This is a genomic window from Rugamonas apoptosis, assembly GCF_014042355.1.
Classification (GTDB): domain Bacteria; phylum Pseudomonadota; class Gammaproteobacteria; order Burkholderiales; family Burkholderiaceae_D; genus Rugamonas; species Rugamonas apoptosis.
In genome coordinates this window covers 82,996-99,994 of sequence record NZ_JACEZU010000009.1, presented here as the reverse complement: position 1 = coordinate 99,994, position 16,999 = coordinate 82,996, and the positions used below count along the sequence as shown (strand labels likewise).

Below are 16,999 nucleotides of genomic sequence, written 5' to 3'. Positions count from 1 at the left end.
ATGGCGTCGTTGTGGGCCTGGCAGTGCATGCGCACTGTCTTCGGCGCCACGCCGGGCCATGGTCATGTTGAAACGGCTTCTTGGTCCTTGATACGTGCCGTGACTGGCGTGCTTATTTGCCCCAGCAGGCGCTCAGGCCAAAGCCTGTGTCCTGGCTGCTCACGCCGGCCTGCTTGTGGTCGGTGATCAGGGTCACGCCCGTATCCACATAGCCGCTCACCTTCTTGCCGGTCTTCGCATAGGTCATGCCGGCATCGACCGCCAGGCCCGCCATCTTCAGCGGGTACTGCTGCGAGGTGGCCGCGATCACGCCGGCCTTGACGTCGCGCACACCGGCGCAGCCGCCGTCCACCGACACGATCAGCACGCCTTTTTCCTTGCCGGCCGCTTTCAGGGCCTTGTAGGCGCCGGCCGCCGCCGGTTCATTGATGGTGTAGACCAGGTTGATGTCGGGATTTTTCTGCAGGCAGTTTTCCATCGCCGTCTGGCCCTTGCCCTGGTCGCCGTAGCTGTCGGCCATGCAGACCACGTCCGCGCTCTTGGCCAGGCCGCTAGTCTTGGCGTCCACGCCCGGCACGCCGAAGCCGGCCAGGAAGCCGTTGTGGCGGGCGATGCCGACCGGGTGGCCGGGGAACAGGTCCAGCGTGGCGATCTTGACGGGCTTGCCGCCGAACGAAGCCTTGGCGTATTCGCCGATCAGCCGGCCGGCCTTGAAGTTATCGGTGGCGAACAGGGCGTCGGTGGCATCGGCCGGTTCGGCCGGGCTGTCGAGCGCGATCACCATCACGCCGGCGTCACGCGCCTTCTTGATGGCGGGCACGATGGCCTTGGAATCGTTGGGGGTGATCAGGATGACCTTGGCGCCGGCCGACATCATGTTCTCGATGGCCGTCACCTGGCCCGCGTTGTCGCCGTCGGCCTTGCCGGCCGCCGTCAACAGTTTGGCGCCTTGCAGCTTGGCCGCATGTTGCGCGCCTTCCTTCATTTTGACGAAGAAGGGGTTGGTCTCCGTCTTGGTGATCAGGCCGATGACGGGTTCTGCTGCGGCGGCGTAGCCGGCGACGGATGCGATCAAACCCACTGCGATGCAATGCTTGGCGTACATGCTGTCTCCTAAGTGTTTTTTATTTGGATATCCGACCGGGGTGGTCGACGTGGCGCGGGTGTTGGTACCGCGCTGACTGAAATATAGGCTGCTTCGATTAATAAATCAATCTATTTTATTTAATCGGGTCGCGCCGTGGCACAATTGACGCAATGTGGCAACAAAGTTAAGCTCGTCCCCGCTCAACGTGGGCCGAAATCACCCTGGAGAATGTGTGGAGACTGTCGTTTTGGAACAAGCGCTGGCGGGAGTGCTGGCCAAGCTGGTGCCCGGCCAACGTTATATGCTGGGCCTGGCCGGCGCCCCCGGCGCCGGCAAGTCCACCGTGGCCCAGCGCCTGCTGGACGCGCTGCCCGGCCGCGCCGTGGTGGTGCCCATGGACGGCTACCACCTGGCCAACGCGGAACTGGCGCGGCTGGGCCGGGCCGGCCGCAAGGGCGCGCCGGATACCTTCGACAGTGCCGGTTACGTGGCCATGCTGGCGCGCTTGCGCCAGCGTCCCCCGCATGAGGTGGTGTACGCGCCCGAGTACCGGCGCGAGATTGAGGAGGGCGTGGCCGGCGCCATCGCCGTGCCGCCGGAAATCGAGCTGGTGATCACGGAGGGCAATTACCTGCTGCTGGACCAGGGCCATTGGGCCGGCGTGCGCGCGCAACTGGATGCCGTCTGGTACGTCGATGTTGACAGTGAGCTGCGGCGCGAGCGGCTGGCGGCGCGTCACATGCGCTTTGGCCGCACGGCCGAACAGGCGCACGACTGGGTGTGGCAAACGGACGAACCCAATGCCGTGCTGGTGGAAGCGAGCCGGGTGCGGGCCGATCTCGTGTTGCGGTAAGCGGCGTGCCAGGCGGCGTGATACCGCAAGTTGCCAAGCCGGGCGCGATGGTGCAGACTGCCTGCTTTGCCAACACACGGCGCAAGCGCGCGCCCGGGAGCCGTCCCCATGCAGCAAACTCCCCCCACCGCCGCCGACGACGCTGACGAAGCCGTCGCCGACAACCTGCGGCCGCGGGGCTCGAACCAGACCGGCATGCGCCAGTTCAACGAGCGCGTGGTGCTGCAGGCGATCCGCCTGCACGGCAGCCTGCCCAAGGCCGACCTGGCCCGCCTGACCACGCTCAGCACCCAGACCGTGGCGCTCATCATCGCCCGCTTGTCCGACGATGGCCTGGTAATGAAGCTGGAACCGCTGCGCGGCAAGATCGGCCAGCCCTCGGTGCCGATCGCGCTCAAGCCGGACGGCGCCTTTTCCATCGGCGTCAAGATCGGCCGCCGCAGCCTGGACGTGCTGCTGCTCGATTTTGTCGGCGAGGTGCGCGACCGCTATTCGCTGGGCTACCGCTTTCCCGAACCGGACCAGGTGTTCAGCACCATCGCCGAACAGGTACGCCGGATGCAGGCCTCGCTGGCGCCCGCGCTGCGCAGCCGCATCCAGGGCATTGGCGTGGCCGCGCCGCTGTCGCTGGGCAGCTGGCGCGAGTTGATCGGCATGGCGCCCGAGGAGGGCGGACGCTGGAACCGGCTCGATATCGCGCGCCAGATCGAAGCCGACACGGGCCTGCCGGTGCGCTTCGCCAAGGACACGGCGGCCGCCTGCGTGGCCGAACTGGTGGCCGGACGGGGGCGCAGCGTCAAGAGTTTCCTGTATCTGTACATCGACACCTTCATTGGCGGCGGCCTGGTGATCGACAGCCATCTGCACGCGGGTCTGCACGGCAACGCGGGCGCCATCGGCTCGCTGCCGGTGGGGATGGCCGGCGCGGATACGGGCACACCGCCGGCGCAACTGCTGTCCACCGCTTCGTTACTGGGATTGGAAAACCTGTTCCAGCAGGCCGGCCTCGATCCGCTGGCCGCCTACGACGAGCGGGCCACGCAAGGGGAGTGGGATGCGCACAGCACGGCGTGGGTGGCGCAAGCCGCCAACGCGATTGCGATGGTGGTCACCAACGCCAGCTGCCTGCTGGACCTGGAAGGGGTGATCGTGGACGGTTCGTGCAGCCGCGCGCTGCTGGAGCGCTTGATGGCCGGCGTGTCGGACGCGCTGGCGCGCTATAACTGGGAAGGCGTGCAGCGGCCGCAGATCCAGATGGGCACCATCGGCCCGGACGCGCGCGCGCTCGGTGGCGCGTTGCTGCCGCTGTACGCCAATTTCGCGCCGGACCGCGACCTGTTCCTCAAGCTCGAAGCCTGAGGACTGGCCGCTTCCGGCGCTGTCACTCCTCGCTTACCACCAAGCCTCGACCTGCAGGCCGGCCGACAGGCCGCTGGTGTTGGCGCCATACACAGGGCCGCTGTTGTTGGCCGCGTTGACCAGCGGCGTGGCGGCGCCATTCCATTTGCCGTAGGTGACGAAGGCGCGCAACTCCGGACGCGACCAGTAGCTTTCGCCCATCGAGATGGCTGGTGCGAAGGTCAGCTTGGTCAGGCGCGCGGTCTGGCCGGTGCTGTCCTGCTTGAGCGTGGTGACGCCCAGCTCACCCTGCAGCTTCAGGTTGGGCAGCACGGCATACACGGGGCGCACGCCCATGGTGGTCCAGGTGTTGCGCAAGGCGATATCGTCGGCCTTGTCCTTCTGGTACAGGGCCGCGAATTCCATGCTGAACTGGCGGGTAGGCTGGATCACCAGGTCGTCCAGCACGCGCACGCGCGTCACGTCCGAAGCCAGGGTCGTGCTGCCCGAGATCCCCATGCGCGAGCAGCAGGCCCCGATGCCGGTGCCGGCGCCGCTGCCGTACTGCAGGCCCACCAGGTTGGCGCCGCCCAGCATTTCCTGTTTGTGGAACACGCCGGCCGCCCAGCCGCCATGGCTGTTGTCGCCCTGGCCCAATGCCGCGCGGTCGCGGCCCTGGGCCGAGATCAGCGTCAGCGCGATATCGACCGTGCCGCCCGCGTTGACGGGCAAGCCTTCATACAGCACGTTCTGGCGGATGGCGGCCGGGGTGTTGACGATGGCGCCGCCCGCTCCGGTGGCGTTGGTGTCGTTATCCTTGAAGACGGCGTAGCTGATGCGGCCCGCGCCCAGCGGAATCTTGTCCAGGCCACCGCCCGTGCCGTTCATGTGGATGTACTGCATGTCGAGCATGTGGATGTCGGGACGGTAGTAGTAACGCTTGCCCATCCAGGCCGTGCCGCCGCCCAGGAAGGGCAGGCCCTTCGCTTCCACATAGCCTTTCACCAGCCCCAGCTTGGCGTCGCGGAAGTCCGAGCCGGGCGAGTAGGCGTTGACCCACAGCGTGCTGACGAAGCTGACGCCGTTGTCGGCCTTGGCGATCTCCTTGGTGTAGCCGAACTCCGTGTACGAATCGCACTCGTTGCCCAGGCGGTAGGACGAGGTCGGGCCGCCCAGCGCGTAGCAGCTTTGCGGGCCGTGGGTGGAACTGCTGCCGGCGCTGGCGCGCAGGTAGCCGTGGAAGCCTTCCGTGTCGTTGTAGGAATCGGCGTGGGCGAAGCTGCAGGCGATGGCCAGCGCCATGGGGAGGGCATTCCGGGTCAGACGGTTCATCTTGTGTCTCCTGATCGTTGTGGTTGTTGATACAGCGAGAGCGATTGTGCCGCCGCTTCTTAATTAAATCAATTTGTTTTATTTAAGCAGATGCGAAATTGCAACAAAAAAAACCGGGGTCAGGTCATGTCATCACGCAAGATGCGTGATGCATGACCTGACCCCGGTTTATTGGAGTGAAACGCTTACAGGCTGCCGGACACGTTCACGCCCACCGTGCGGGGCACCAGGCGGTACGCCTCCTGGAAGAACTGCACATTGGGACGCTGGATCACCTTGTTATTGTTGGCCACGTTCTTGGCGAACAGCGACACCTGCCATTTGTCGAAGTTGATGCCGACGCTGGCGTCCACGGTCGCATAGGCGGGGCGCTGGTAATCGCTGTCGCCGATGTGGGCGGTGCCGTAGCTGGAACCGGTCCAGTGCGCCGTCAGGCGCGCGAAGCCGTCCGTGGTGCCAGTGATGGTGTAGCGGTATTCGCCGCCCAGCGTGGCGTTGAACTTGGGCGCGCCCGGCACTTTCTGGCCGGCCAGCGAACCGAGGGCTTCATTCGCTTCCACCAGGTAGGCATTGGTGTAACCGGCCGCCAGGTCGATGGTCAGGTCCGGTGTCGGCTTGGCTTTCACTTCCAGTTCCACGCCCGTGCTGCGGGCCTTGCCGGCGTTGGTCTCGTAGTCGAAGGTGCAGCTCAGCGCGCGGTCGACCTGGATGTTCTTCCAGTCGATGTAGTAGGCCGCCGCGTTGATGGACAGGCGGTTGTTCAGGAAGCGCGACTTGTTACCCACCTCGTAGCTCCACAGCGAATCGGAACCGAAGCTGGCTGGCGCTTTCGCCAGCCCCAGGCTGTTCAGTTCCGAACCGCAGATCGACAGCGGAATGTCGCGGTTCTGGCCGCCCAGGCGGAAGCCCTTGGCCGCGTTGAAGTACAGCATATCGGTCGGGTCCACGTTCCACGAGACGGCGAACTTCGGCGTCAGCGCATGGGTGCTTTCGTCGTGCGCCTGCTGGATCGTCATGCCCGGCATGGCGGCGAAGTAGTTGGATGCCTCGCGCGCCAGCGAGTCGGTGGCGTACAGGTCGCGCAGGCCGGCCGTCACCCGCAGGTCGGGCGAGAAGTGGTAGCTGGCTTCACCGAAGGCCGCCTTCTGCGTGGTGCGGTAGTGGCGCGCCGTGAAGTAGGCGCTGTCGTTGGCGAACGCCCCGGGGAAGGTGCCCGACATGACGGCCGGATTTTCCGCGTTCAGGCCGTACTTGGCGAACAGCGCGTTCATGCCCGGCACCGGTTCGTTGTCGTTGACGGTGGTGTGCAGGTTGGAGAAGTAGGCGCCGGCCAGCCAGGTGACGGGCGTCGGGTTCTTGGCGTCGTAACCCTTGGAGGCGAGGCGGAACTCCTGCGAGAACTGGCGCACCTGGTTGTTCAGGTAGACGTAGGCGGGCGTGACGGCCAGCGTGGACGCCAGGTTGGCCGGCGCACCCGGTTGCAGCAGCGAGGCCAGATAGGCGCTGTTGGCCTGGGTGCCGTCCTGGGTGCGGTTGAAATCGCGCTGGTAGAAGCTGGTGACGGACACCAGATCGGCCCGGCCCAGGTCGTAGTTGATGGTCAGGTTGGGCGTGAACAGCTTGTCCTTGCCCGGTTCCAGCACCGGCTTGCTGACCTGGAACGGTTGCAGGGCCGCGCCCGTCGTTTGCGAATATGGATATTCGGTCGGCAGGTCGCCCGTCTTCACTTCCTGGTAGAACAGGGCCGGGGTGATGGTCAGGTCGTGGTTGACGGCCCATTTCAGCGCCATGCGCAGCACGGCGTCGTCTTCCGAATTGGTGCGGCGGCGCACGGTGGCCAGCGTGTCGGGATCGACCTGGGTGATGTAGCCGCTCACGTGGGTGCTCTGCACGCCCACGCGCAGCGCCATTTCGTTGGCCACCAGCGGCACGTTGAGCACCGCGTTGACGCTGTGGTTGATGCCGCCGTGCGAGGTGGAGGACAGTTCAGCCATGGCGCTGTTGTCCATCTTCTTCAGGTCCGGCTGGTTCAGCAGCACTTTCAGCGTGCCGCCCATGGAGCTGGCGCCATACAGCGTGCCTTGCGGGCCGCGCAGCACTTCGATGCGGTCCACGTCGAAGAACTTCGGCTCCGGGCTGCCCAGGCTGTACAGGTTACGGGTGGTCATGGACACGTCGTCCATGTAGATGCCCACCGTGCCCGAACCGGCGGAGGAGGCGATGCCGCGCATCTCGATGTTCGACAGGCCGGGGCCATTGCCCTGGGTGCCGCCCGAGAACGAGATGTTGGGCACGTTGCGGGTGATGTCTTCCAGTCCGGCGATATGCTGGGCCGCCAGATCTTCGCCGCGCACCACGGACATGCTGATCGGCACCTTGCTGGCGTCCTCCTTGCGTTTTTGCGCCGTGACCTGGATGGTCTGGATTTGCTCGCTGCGCGCGGGCTTGGCCGGTACGGCCGCATTGTCGGTGGTGGCAGGCGCATCCTGCTGGGCCCAAGCGAGGGTGGCGCCGGTGGTGCAGAGGGTAGCGATCGCCAGTTGCAATCGGGAGCGTTGGATTTTCATATCAGGACAGGGCTGGCGCGCAAAGCGGCCGCAAATTGGCAAGGGCCGTCATTGTCCTACATTGTTGCGCTGCAGAATTGATTGTATATACAACAATTTTACAGAAAATACGGTTTTTCTTAATGCGCCAGTCAAAAATCGGGGACGGACTCCAATTTTCCCGCGAAGCAAAATTCGGGGTGTAACAAAATTCGGGACGTAACAAGATATTCCCTGCAGGCAAAATGGTGTTACGTCCCGGATTTTGCGCAAAATGGTGTTACGTCCCCGATTTTGATGAGTCACTAATCGGGGACGTACTTCAATTTCGCCGTGAGGCGAAACCGGGGACGTAACAAGATATTTCCCGTAGGCTAAATGGTGTTACGTCCCCGATTTTGAGGGGGTTACCACTTGAGCTCGCCCTTGATCACCTTGGCCGAGATGTCCAGCGCGCCCGCCATGCCGGCGGCCGGGTAGGCGGCCTTCATGGTGGCGATCAGGCCGGCGGCATCGGCCGCCTTGGGCGCTTCGGCTTCGAAGCGTTGCAGGTAGTCGCGGGTGTAGGCGATGCTGTCCGGCGTGTAGCTGACGCCGACTTTGAAGTGGCCTGGCACCACCGTGACCGGCTTCAGCGCGCTGATGGCGTCCAGCGTGGCCAGCCACTGCTGGCGCGATGCCACGGTCTGGGTATCGGCCGTCCACACATGCAGCTCGTTGAACAGCACCACGCCGCCCACCACGGCTTTGATCGACGGAATCCACACGTAGCTGCGCTCGGGCGACTTGCCCTGCAAGCCTTCGATCTTCAGCGTCTGGCCTTCCAGCTTGATGCTGTCGCCCTGCAGCGGCTGCGGCATGACGATGCCTTGCGGAGCGTTGTCCTTCAGGATCGGACCCCAGTAGGCCACTTTGGCGGCGGCCTTCTGCTGCATGGCGGCGATGGTTTGCGGCGTGGCCACGATGCGCGCATCCGGGAACGCGGCGTGGATCACCTCCAGGCCGAAGTAGAAATCGGGGTCGCCATGGCTCACGTACACGGTGGTCAGACGCTTGCCGCTGGCGCGGATGCGCTCGGCCAGCTTGAGCGCTTCGCCGCGTGAGAACTGGGCGTCGATCAGCACCGCGTCATGCTGGCCCGCCAGCAGTACCGAGGCGACCGGGAAGATGGCCGCTTCGCCGGGGTTGTAGACCTCCAGCGTCAGCGGCGCCGATGCGGCGGATGCGGCGGGGACGATACCCAGGGCGGCGGTGGCGGCGAGGGCGGCGGACAGAATGGTGGGCTTGAACATGATCGTCTTTCTGTTGAAGTGGGAGTGACGTCATCTTAAATTGCTTGATTCGAGAGAAAAACCCGGTATTCTGCACTAATTAATTGCATAAATCGGACGAATTATGGATCGCATCACCGCCGCCACCGTGTTTGTCAGCATCGTCGAGCGGGGCAGCATGATCGCGGCGGCGGAAGCGCTGGACATGTCGCGCGCCATGGTCACGCGCTACCTGGCCGAGATGGAGCAGTGGGCCGGCGCCCGCCTGCTGCACCGGAGCACGCGCCGTTTGAGCCTGACGGATGCGGGCGAAGTGACGCTGGCGCGCTGCCGCGGCATGCTGGAACTGGCCGCCGCCATCGACGCCGTGCCGCCCGAAGACCCGGACACGCCCCACGGCCTGTTGCGCGTCAGCTGTTCGCAGTCGCTGGCGCAGGCGGCGCTGGCGGCGGCCGTGCCGGCGTATTTGCGCCGCTACCCGCGCATGGCGGTCGACCTGCAAGTGAATAACCGGGCCGTCAACCTGGTCGAGGAACGCATCGACCTGGCGCTGCGCATCACCAACGCGCTCGATCCCAACCTGATCGCGCGCCGCCTGGCCAGCTGCGATTCCGTGGTCTGCGCCGCGCCGGCCTACCTGGAAGCGCATGGCACGCCGCGCCGGGCCGAAGACCTGGCCGACCATAACTGCCTCACGTATAGCTATTTCGGCAAGAGCCTGTGGCAGTTCACGCGCGACGGTCAGGCGCTGGCCGTGCCGGTGGGCGGCAACCTGTCGGCCAATGAGGACTTGATCCTGCTGTCGGCCGCCGTGCAGGGGGTGGGCATCGCCCTGCAACCGGCCTACAGCGCGGCGCCGCTGATCGCCGCCGGCCAGCTGGTGGCGCTGCTGCCCGAGTGCGTGCCGCAGCGCATGGGCATCTACGGCATCTACAGCTCACGCCAGTATCTGCCGCCGGCATTGCGGGCCATGCTGGACTTCCTGCTGGACTGGTTCGGCAGCCATCCGGGCTGGTAGGGGAGCGTTAATCTTATGGCCATGTTTTGCCCGCATCCAGCCTGGGCGTGGCCCGAGCGCGCAAATTTACTGGCGCTTTGCGTGCATTTTTTACGCAGCAATGGTTGTTGAGATACAATGCCGCGTGCTATCCTGATTGACCGATTTTAGTTCTACCGAAAGAAACAAAAGTCCTTCCCCACAACTTGATGTGCAATCCGCTAACCGGTCAGGCCGTGTCGCGGAAGGTTAGATTAACCCGCTAATCTCGCGAAGCGCGAAGAAAGGTGAGCAATATGATGCAACAAAATACGTCCAACTCCTACCTGTTTGGTGGGAACGCGCCGTACGTCGAAGAGCTGTACGAAGCGTATCTCAACAACCCGGGTTCCGTGCCAGACAACTGGCGCGCCTACTTCGACGCCATGCAGCACGTCCCGGCCGTCGACGGTTCCAACAAGCCTGACGTGGCCCACGCCTCCGTGATCGCCTCGTTCGCCGAGCGCGCCAAGGCTGGCCCGATCCGCACCGTGACCGCCTCCGGCGACCCCGAAATGGGCCGCAAGCGCGTCGCCGCCACCCAGTTGATTGCCGCTTACCGCTACCTGGGTTCGCGCTGGGCCAACCTGGACCCGCTGCAGCGCCAGGAACGTCCGATGATTCCCGAGCTGGACCCCAGCTTCTACGGCTTCACCGATGCGGACATGGACACCGTGTTCAACATCAGCAACACCTACTTCGGTCCTGAAACCGCGACCCTGCGCGACCTGACCAACTTCCTGCGCGACACCTACACCCGCTCCATCGGCGCGGAATACATGTACATTTCCGACCCGGCCGAGAAGCGCTGGCTGCAGGAACGCCTGGAATCGATCCGCTCCACCCCCAATTTCACGGCCGACAAGAAGAAGCACATCCTGGAACGCCTGACGGCGGCCGAAGGCCTGGAACGCTACCTGCACACCAAGTACGTCGGCCAGAAGCGCTTCTCGCTGGAAGGCGGCGAAACGTTCATCGCCTCGATCGATGAGATCATCCAGCGCGCCGGCGAAAAAGGCGTGCAAGAGATCGTGATCGGCATGGCCCACCGCGGCCGCCTGAACGTGCTGGTCAACACCCTGGGCAAGAGCCCGAAAGAGCTGTTCGAAGAATTCGAAGGCAAGCATGGCGACGACCTGCCTGCCGGCGACGTGAAATACCACCAGGGCTTCTCGTCCGACATCTCCACCGTTGGCGGCCCGGTCCACCTGTCGCTGGCGTTCAACCCATCGCACCTGGAAATCGTCAACCCTGTGGTTGAAGGTTCCGTCAAGGCCCGTATGGATCGCCGCGGCGATACGCTGGGCGCGCAAGTGCTGCCTATCCTGGTGCACGGCGACGCCGCTTTCGCCGGCCAGGGCGTGGTCATGGAAACCCTGAACCTGGCCCAGACCCGCGGCTACGGCACGGGCGGTACGGTGCACATCGTCATCAACAACCAGATCGGTTTCACCACCTCCGACCCACGCGACGCCCGTTCCACCATCTACTGCTCGGACGTGGTCAAGATGATCGAAGCGCCCGTGCTGCACGTGAACGCGGACGATCCTGAAGCCGTGGTACTGGCCTCGCAGATCGCGATGGACTATCGCCTGCAGTTCCAGAAGGATATCGTGGTCGATATCATCTGCTACCGCAAACTGGGCCACAACGAGCAGGATACGCCTGCCCTGACCCAGCCGCTGATGTACAAGAAGATCGCCCAGCACCCAGGTACCCGCAAGCTGTACGCCGACAAGCTGGCCGCGCAAGGCGTGGTGCCTGCCGATGGCGGCGACAAGATGGTGGCCGCCTTCCGCGAGGCGATGGACGCCGGCAAGCACACGGTCGATCCAGTGATCTCCAACTTCAAGAACAAGTTCGCCGTCGACTGGCTGCCGTTCCTGAACCGCAAGTGGACCGACTCGGCCGATACGGCCGTGCCGATGACGGAACTGAAGCGCCTGGCCGGCCGTATCACCACCGTGCCGGAAGGCTTCAAGGTGCACTCGCTGGTGGAAAAAGTGCTGGGCGACCGCGCTTCCATGGGCCGTGGTGAACTGAACCTGGACTGGGGCATGGGCGAACACCTGGCCTACGCCTCGCTGGTATCGTCCGGCTACGCCGTGCGCCTGACCGGCCAGGATGCCGGCCGCGGCACCTTCGTGCACCGTCACGCCGTGCTGCACGATCAGAACCGCGAACGCTGGGATGCCGGCACCTACGTGCCACTGCAGAACATCGCTGAAGGCCAGGCGCCATTCACCGTGATCGACTCCGTGCTGTCGGAAGAAGCAGTACTGGGCTTCGAATACGGTTACTCGACCGCTGAACCGAACACGCTGACGATCTGGGAAGCCCAGTTCGGCGACTTCGTCAACGGCGCGCAAGTGGTGATCGACCAGTTCATCAGCTCCGGCGAAGTGAAGTGGGGCCGCGCTTCGGGCCTGGTCATGATGCTGCCGCACGGTTACGAAGGCCAGGGTCCAGAGCACAGCTCGGCCCGTCCTGAGCGTTTCCTGCAGCTGTGCGCGGACAACAACATGCAAGTGGTGCAGCCGACCACCGCGTCGCAGATCTTCCACGTGCTGCGCCGTCAGATGGTGCGCCAGTTCCGCAAGCCGCTGGTGATCCTGACCCCGAAATCGCTGCTGCGCAACAAGGATGCCGGCACGCCGCTGACCGAACTGTCCAAGGGCGCGTTCCAGACCGTGATCGGCGAAGTGGACGACAAGATCGACGCCAAGAAGGTCAAGCGCGTCGTAGCTTGCTCGGGCAAGGTGTACTACGATCTGGTCAACGCCCGCAAGACGCGCGGCCAGACCGATACCGCCATCATCCGCGTCGAGCAGCTGTATCCGTTCCCGCACAAGTCGTTCACGGCTGAACTGAAGAAGTTCCCGAACCTGGCCGAAGTGGTGTGGGCACAGGACGAGCCGCAGAATCAGGGCCCATGGTTCCAGATTCAGCACAACATCTTCGAGAGCATGGAATCGGGCCAGCGCCTGGCCTACGCCGGTCGTCCGGCATCGGCTTCGCCAGCGGTCGGTTACTACGACAAGCACTACGCCCAGCAAAAAGACCTGCTGGAGACGGCGTTCTCGAAGCTCAAGGGCTTCATCCTGACCAAATAAGGTCAACGGCGCCGCGACAGTCGCGGCGCCTGATCGCATTCACTGACGGTGCGCCGCGCGGGGCGCGGCGCCGCAATAACAAAATATACGGAGTTTTACATGGCACAAATCGAAGTCAAGGTTCCTCAACTGTCCGAGTCGGTCGCCGAAGCGACCATGCTGACCTGGCATAAGAAAGTCGGCGAGGCAGTGGCCCGCGACGAAAACCTGATCGATATCGAAACCGACAAAGTGGTGCTGGAACTGCCAGCACCTTCCGCTGGCGTGCTGGTACAGATCATCAAGGGCGACGGCAGCACCGTGGTCGCCGGCGAAGTGATCGCCATCATCGACACCGAAGGTTCGGCTGCCGCCGCTGCCCCAGCTGCTGCCGCCGCTGCTCCAGCCGCCGCTGCTCCTGCCGCTGCCGCCGCCGGCAACAAGGGCGACGTGGCCATGCCTGCCGCCGCCAAGATCCTGTCGGAAGCCAACCTGTCGGCCTCGCAAGTGGCCGGCACCGGTAAAGATGGCCGCGTGACCAAGGGCGACGCCCTGGCCGCCGCCGCCAAGCCTGCCGCTCCTGCCGTCGCGCCGCTGGCGCCAGCCGCTGCCAAACCAGCGCTGCAACAAGTGGCCGTGGCCGCTCCTAACCTGGGCGACCGTCCGGAAGAGCGCGTGCCAATGAGCCGCCTGCGCGCCCGTATCGCCGAGCGCCTGATCCAGTCGCAATCGACCAACGCCATCCTGACCACCTTCAACGAGGTGAACATGGCGCCTGTGATGGACCTGCGTAACAAGTACAAGGACAAGTTCGAGAAAGAGCACGGCGTCAAGCTGGGCTTCATGTCCTTCTTCGTCAAGGCCGCCGTGGCAGCCCTGAAGAAGTACCCGATCCTGAACGCCTCCGTGGACGGCAACGACATCGTCTACCACGGCTACTTCGACATCGGTATCGCCGTCGGTTCGCCACGCGGCCTGGTGGTGCCTATCCTGCGCAACGCGGACCAGATGTCGATCGCCGACATCGAGAAGAAAATCGGCGAATTCGGCGCCAAGGCCAAGGAAGGCAAGCTGACGCTGGACGACCTGACCGGCGGTACCTTCTCGATCTCGAACGGCGGCACCTTCGGCTCCATGCTGTCGACCCCGATCATCAACCCGCCACAATCGGCCATCCTGGGCGTGCACGCGACCAAGGACCGCGCTGTGGTTGAAAACGGCCAGATCGTGATCCGTCCTATGAACTACCTGGCGATGTCGTACGACCACCGTATCATCGACGGCCGCGAAGCCGTGCTGGGCCTGGTGGCCATGAAGGAAGCGCTGGAAGATCCAGCCCGCCTGCTGCTGGAACTGTAATCACCCGCGTTTCGCCAGTACGCCCCTGTCCACCCGGGCAGGGGCCAGCATGAAAGGCCACCATGAACGTAGCCGAAGAAATCAAGCGCCTGCACGAGCTGCACCAGGCGGGCGCCTTGTCCGACGAGGAATTCGCCCAGGCCAAGGCCAGGCTGTTGAACGCCAGTCCGCCTCCGCGTGACGGCGCCGACATCGACCTGCCGGGCGAATTGAATCGCCTGCGCCGCTCGCGCCGCGACCGCTGGCTGGGCGGCGTGTGCGGCGGCCTGGCCAAGGCGTCGGGCATGGAATCGTGGGTGTGGCGCCTGATCTTCGCGCTGTTCACGGTGACTTTTGGCTTCGGACTGGTGGTCTACCTACTGTTATGGATCTTCGTCCCGGACGAGGAACTGATTGGGAATTGAGAAAAATATGAGCACTAAACAATTTGACGTCGTCGTGATCGGCGCCGGTCCTGGCGGTTACATCGCCGCCATCCGCGCAGCGCAGCTGGGCTTCTCCGTGGCCTGCGTGGACGCATGGGAAAACGCCAAGGGCGGTCCCGCTCCAGGCGGCACCTGCACCAACGTTGGCTGCATTCCATCGAAGGCGCTGCTGCAGTCGTCCGAGCACTATGAGCACGCTGGCCATGCTTTCAAGGAGCACGGCATCGACGTCGCCGGCCTGTCGCTGAACCTGGGCCAGATGATCAAGCGCAAGGACACCGTCGTCAAGCAGAACAACGACGGCATCCTGTTCCTGTTCAAGAAGAACAAAGTGAGCTTCTTCCACGGCCGCGCCTCGTTCGGCGGCGCCGCCACCGCTGACGGCTATCCTATCGTCGTCTCGGCACCCGCCAACGAAACCATCAACGCCAAGCAAGTCATCATCGCCACCGGCTCCAACGCGCGTGAACTGCCAGGCGCACCGTTTGATGAAAAACTGATCCTGTCGAACACCGGCGCGCTGGCGATCGACGCTGTTCCGGCCAAGCTGGGCGTGATCGGCGCCGGCGTGATCGGCCTGGAAATGGGCTCCGTATGGCGCCGCCTGGGTTCCGAAGTGACCGTGCTGGAAGGCCTGCCTGTGTTCCTGGGCGCCGTCGACGAGCAGATCGCCAAGGAAGCGGGCAAGCTGTTCGCCAAGCAGGGCCTGTCGATCAACCTGGGTTGCAAGATCGGCAAGATCAGCACCGGCAAGAACAACGTCACCGTGGAATACGAAAACGCCAAGGGCGAAGCCCAGAGCGCCGTGTTCGACAAGCTGATCATCTCGATCGGCCGTACCCCCAACACCAACGGCCTGGGTGCCGACAAGGTCGGCCTGCAGCTCGACGAGCGCGGCTTCGTGGCCGTGGACGGCGACTGCAAGACCAACCTGCCTGGCGTGTGGGCGGTGGGCGACGTGGTGCGCGGCCCGATGCTGGCGCACAAAGCGGAAGAAGAGGGCGTTGCCGTGGCCGAGCGTATGGCCGGCCAGCATGGCCACACCAACTTCAACACCATTCCTTGGGTGATCTACACCTCGCCGGAAATCGCGTGGGTTGGCAAGACCGAACAGCAATTGAAAGCTGAAGGCGTGGCTTACAAGGCCGGTACCTTCCCGTTCCTGGCCAACGGCCGTGCGCGCGCGCTGGGCGACACCTCGGGTATGGTCAAGTTCCTGGCTGACGCGACCACCGACGAGATCCTGGGCGTGCACATCATCGGCCCAATGGCATCCGAGCTGATTTCGGAAGCCGTGGTGGCGATGGAGTTCAAGGCTTCGGCTGAAGACATCGCACGTATCTGCCACGCACACCCATCGCTGTCGGAAGCGACCAAGGAAGCGGCACTGGCGATCGACAAGCGCACCCTGAACTTCTAAAGCAGTACGCGGCGGGCCCCCGTTCGTCCTACGCGGTATCGGTAGGGCGGACGCAGGCCCGCCGTTTTTTTTGTGCAGCCGTCGCACTGAAGTGAATTCCATGAACGTCCAAGAGTTTTATCAGCATGCGCTGGAGCAGCGCGATTTCAAGGCCGACGCTGAACAACAGCGCGCCGTCGACCGCCTGCAGAAGTGCTATGACGAGTGGGTGGCCTACAAGGGCCAGCGCTCGAACGGCCTGAAACGCCTGATCAACCGCCCCGGCGTGCCGCGCGGCGTGTACATGTGGGGCGGGGTGGGGCGCGGCAAGTCCTTCCTGATGGACAGCTTCTATTCAGTGGTGCCGGTGGTGCGCAAGACCCGTTTGCACTTCCATGAATTCATGCGCGGCGTGCACCGCCAGCTCGATGAACTGACCGGCGTGGCCGATCCGCTCAACGAAGTGGCGCGCCGCATCGCCAAGAAATACCGTTTGATCTGCTTCGACGAGTTCCACATCTCGGACGTGGCCGACGCCATGATCATGTACAACCTGCTGTCGGCCCTGTTCGACAACGGCGTGGCCTTCATCATGACCTCCAATTACGACCCGCAGCTGCTGTACCCCGACGGCCTGCACCGCGACCGCATCCTGCCCACCATCCGCCTGCTGTACGAGAAGCTGGACGTGATGAACATCGACGCCGGCATCGACTACCGCGGCCGCGCGCTGGAGCAGGTGCAGTCCTACTACACGCCGCTGGGCGCGGCCACCGACCACGCGCTGCGCGAAGCCTACGCCAGCGTGGCGGAATCGGCCGACGAAGACCCGGTGGTGCGCATCGAGAGCCGCGAAATCCGCGCCTTGCGCCGGGCCGGCACCACCATCTGGTTCGATTTCGCCACCTTGTGCGGCGGTCCCCGCTCGCAAAACGATTACCTGGAAATCGCCAGCCGCTTCCATACCGTGATATTGTCCGGGATTCCCATGATGTCGGCGGCCATGTCTTCCGAGGCGCGCCGCTTCACCTGGCTGATCGACGTGTTCTACGATCAGAAGGTCAAGCTGCTGATGTCGGCCGAGGTGGAGCCGGAAGAGCTGTACACGACCGGCACCCTGGCCAACGAGTTCCACCGCACCGTCTCGCGCATCGTCGAGATGCAGTCGCGCGACTACATGGACAAGGAACAGCGCGGCGCGGCTGACGCGCTGGCATAAGGTATAAGGCATACGGCAAAACGCATCACGCGTAACCGCAAC

Annotated in this window: 12 protein-coding genes; 8 read left to right on the top strand and 4 right to left on the bottom strand. The window is 64.1% G+C overall.

The features are described from left to right. Positions 1-112: 112 nt before the first annotated feature. On the bottom strand, positions 113-1,105 hold the full coding sequence (locus H3H39_RS18410; RefSeq protein ID WP_182155203.1) for a sugar ABC transporter substrate-binding protein: 993 nt from the start codon (positions 1,103-1,105) through the stop codon (positions 113-115). Between the two features lie 214 nt (positions 1,106-1,319). On the opposite strand from H3H39_RS18410, the gene H3H39_RS18405 reads away from it, so the two are divergent. After that, positions 1,320-1,940: a nucleoside/nucleotide kinase family protein gene (locus tag H3H39_RS18405; protein WP_182155202.1), complete on the top strand. Its 621-nt coding sequence runs from the start codon at positions 1,320-1,322 to the stop codon at positions 1,938-1,940. Positions 1,941-2,048: 108 nt separating this feature from the next. Beyond that, positions 2,049-3,299, top strand: coding sequence for an ROK family transcriptional regulator (locus tag H3H39_RS18400; protein ID WP_182155201.1), 1,251 nt, complete (start codon positions 2,049-2,051; stop codon positions 3,297-3,299). Between the two features lie 33 nt (positions 3,300-3,332). Here the strand turns inward: H3H39_RS18400 and H3H39_RS18395 are convergent, their stop codons facing one another. The 3 genes from H3H39_RS18395 to H3H39_RS18385 form a co-directional block, all read right to left on the bottom strand. Continuing rightward, the gene (locus H3H39_RS18395; protein ID WP_182155200.1) at positions 3,333-4,610 is read right to left on the bottom strand and encodes a maltoporin; all 1,278 of its coding nucleotides are present in this window, start codon (positions 4,608-4,610) and stop codon (positions 3,333-3,335) included. Between the two features lie 185 nt (positions 4,611-4,795). Further along, positions 4,796-7,177: a TonB-dependent receptor gene (locus H3H39_RS18390; RefSeq protein WP_182155199.1), complete on the bottom strand. Its 2,382-nt coding sequence runs from the start codon at positions 7,175-7,177 to the stop codon at positions 4,796-4,798. A 386-nt stretch (positions 7,178-7,563) separates the two neighbouring features. Continuing rightward, on the bottom strand, positions 7,564-8,448 hold the full coding sequence (locus H3H39_RS18385; protein WP_182155198.1) for an MBL fold metallo-hydrolase: 885 nt from the start codon (positions 8,446-8,448) through the stop codon (positions 7,564-7,566). A 103-nt stretch (positions 8,449-8,551) separates the two neighbouring features. On the opposite strand from H3H39_RS18385, the gene H3H39_RS18380 reads away from it, so the two are divergent. From H3H39_RS18380 to zapE, 6 genes are all read left to right on the top strand, one after another. Continuing rightward, positions 8,552-9,445, top strand: coding sequence for a LysR family transcriptional regulator (locus tag H3H39_RS18380; RefSeq protein WP_182155197.1), 894 nt, complete (start codon positions 8,552-8,554; stop codon positions 9,443-9,445). A gap of 275 nt (positions 9,446-9,720) precedes the next feature. After that, positions 9,721-12,576, top strand: a complete 2,856-nt coding sequence (locus H3H39_RS18375; RefSeq protein ID WP_182155196.1) for a 2-oxoglutarate dehydrogenase E1 component — start codon at positions 9,721-9,723, stop codon at positions 12,574-12,576. 99 nt (positions 12,577-12,675) lie between these two features. After that, positions 12,676-13,914, top strand: coding sequence for a 2-oxoglutarate dehydrogenase complex dihydrolipoyllysine-residue succinyltransferase (gene odhB / locus H3H39_RS18370; RefSeq protein ID WP_182155194.1), 1,239 nt, complete (start codon positions 12,676-12,678; stop codon positions 13,912-13,914). 62 nt (positions 13,915-13,976) lie between these two features. Further along, the gene (locus tag H3H39_RS18365; RefSeq protein WP_182155192.1) at positions 13,977-14,318 is read left to right on the top strand and encodes a PspC domain-containing protein; all 342 of its coding nucleotides are present in this window, start codon (positions 13,977-13,979) and stop codon (positions 14,316-14,318) included. 7 nt (positions 14,319-14,325) lie between these two features. Further along, the gene (gene lpdA, locus H3H39_RS18360; RefSeq protein ID WP_182155190.1) at positions 14,326-15,759 is read left to right on the top strand and encodes a dihydrolipoyl dehydrogenase; all 1,434 of its coding nucleotides are present in this window, start codon (positions 14,326-14,328) and stop codon (positions 15,757-15,759) included. Positions 15,760-15,859: 100 nt separating this feature from the next. After that, on the top strand, positions 15,860-16,957 hold the full coding sequence (zapE, locus tag H3H39_RS18355; protein WP_182155188.1) for a cell division protein ZapE: 1,098 nt from the start codon (positions 15,860-15,862) through the stop codon (positions 16,955-16,957). Positions 16,958-16,999 lie beyond the last annotated feature (42 nt).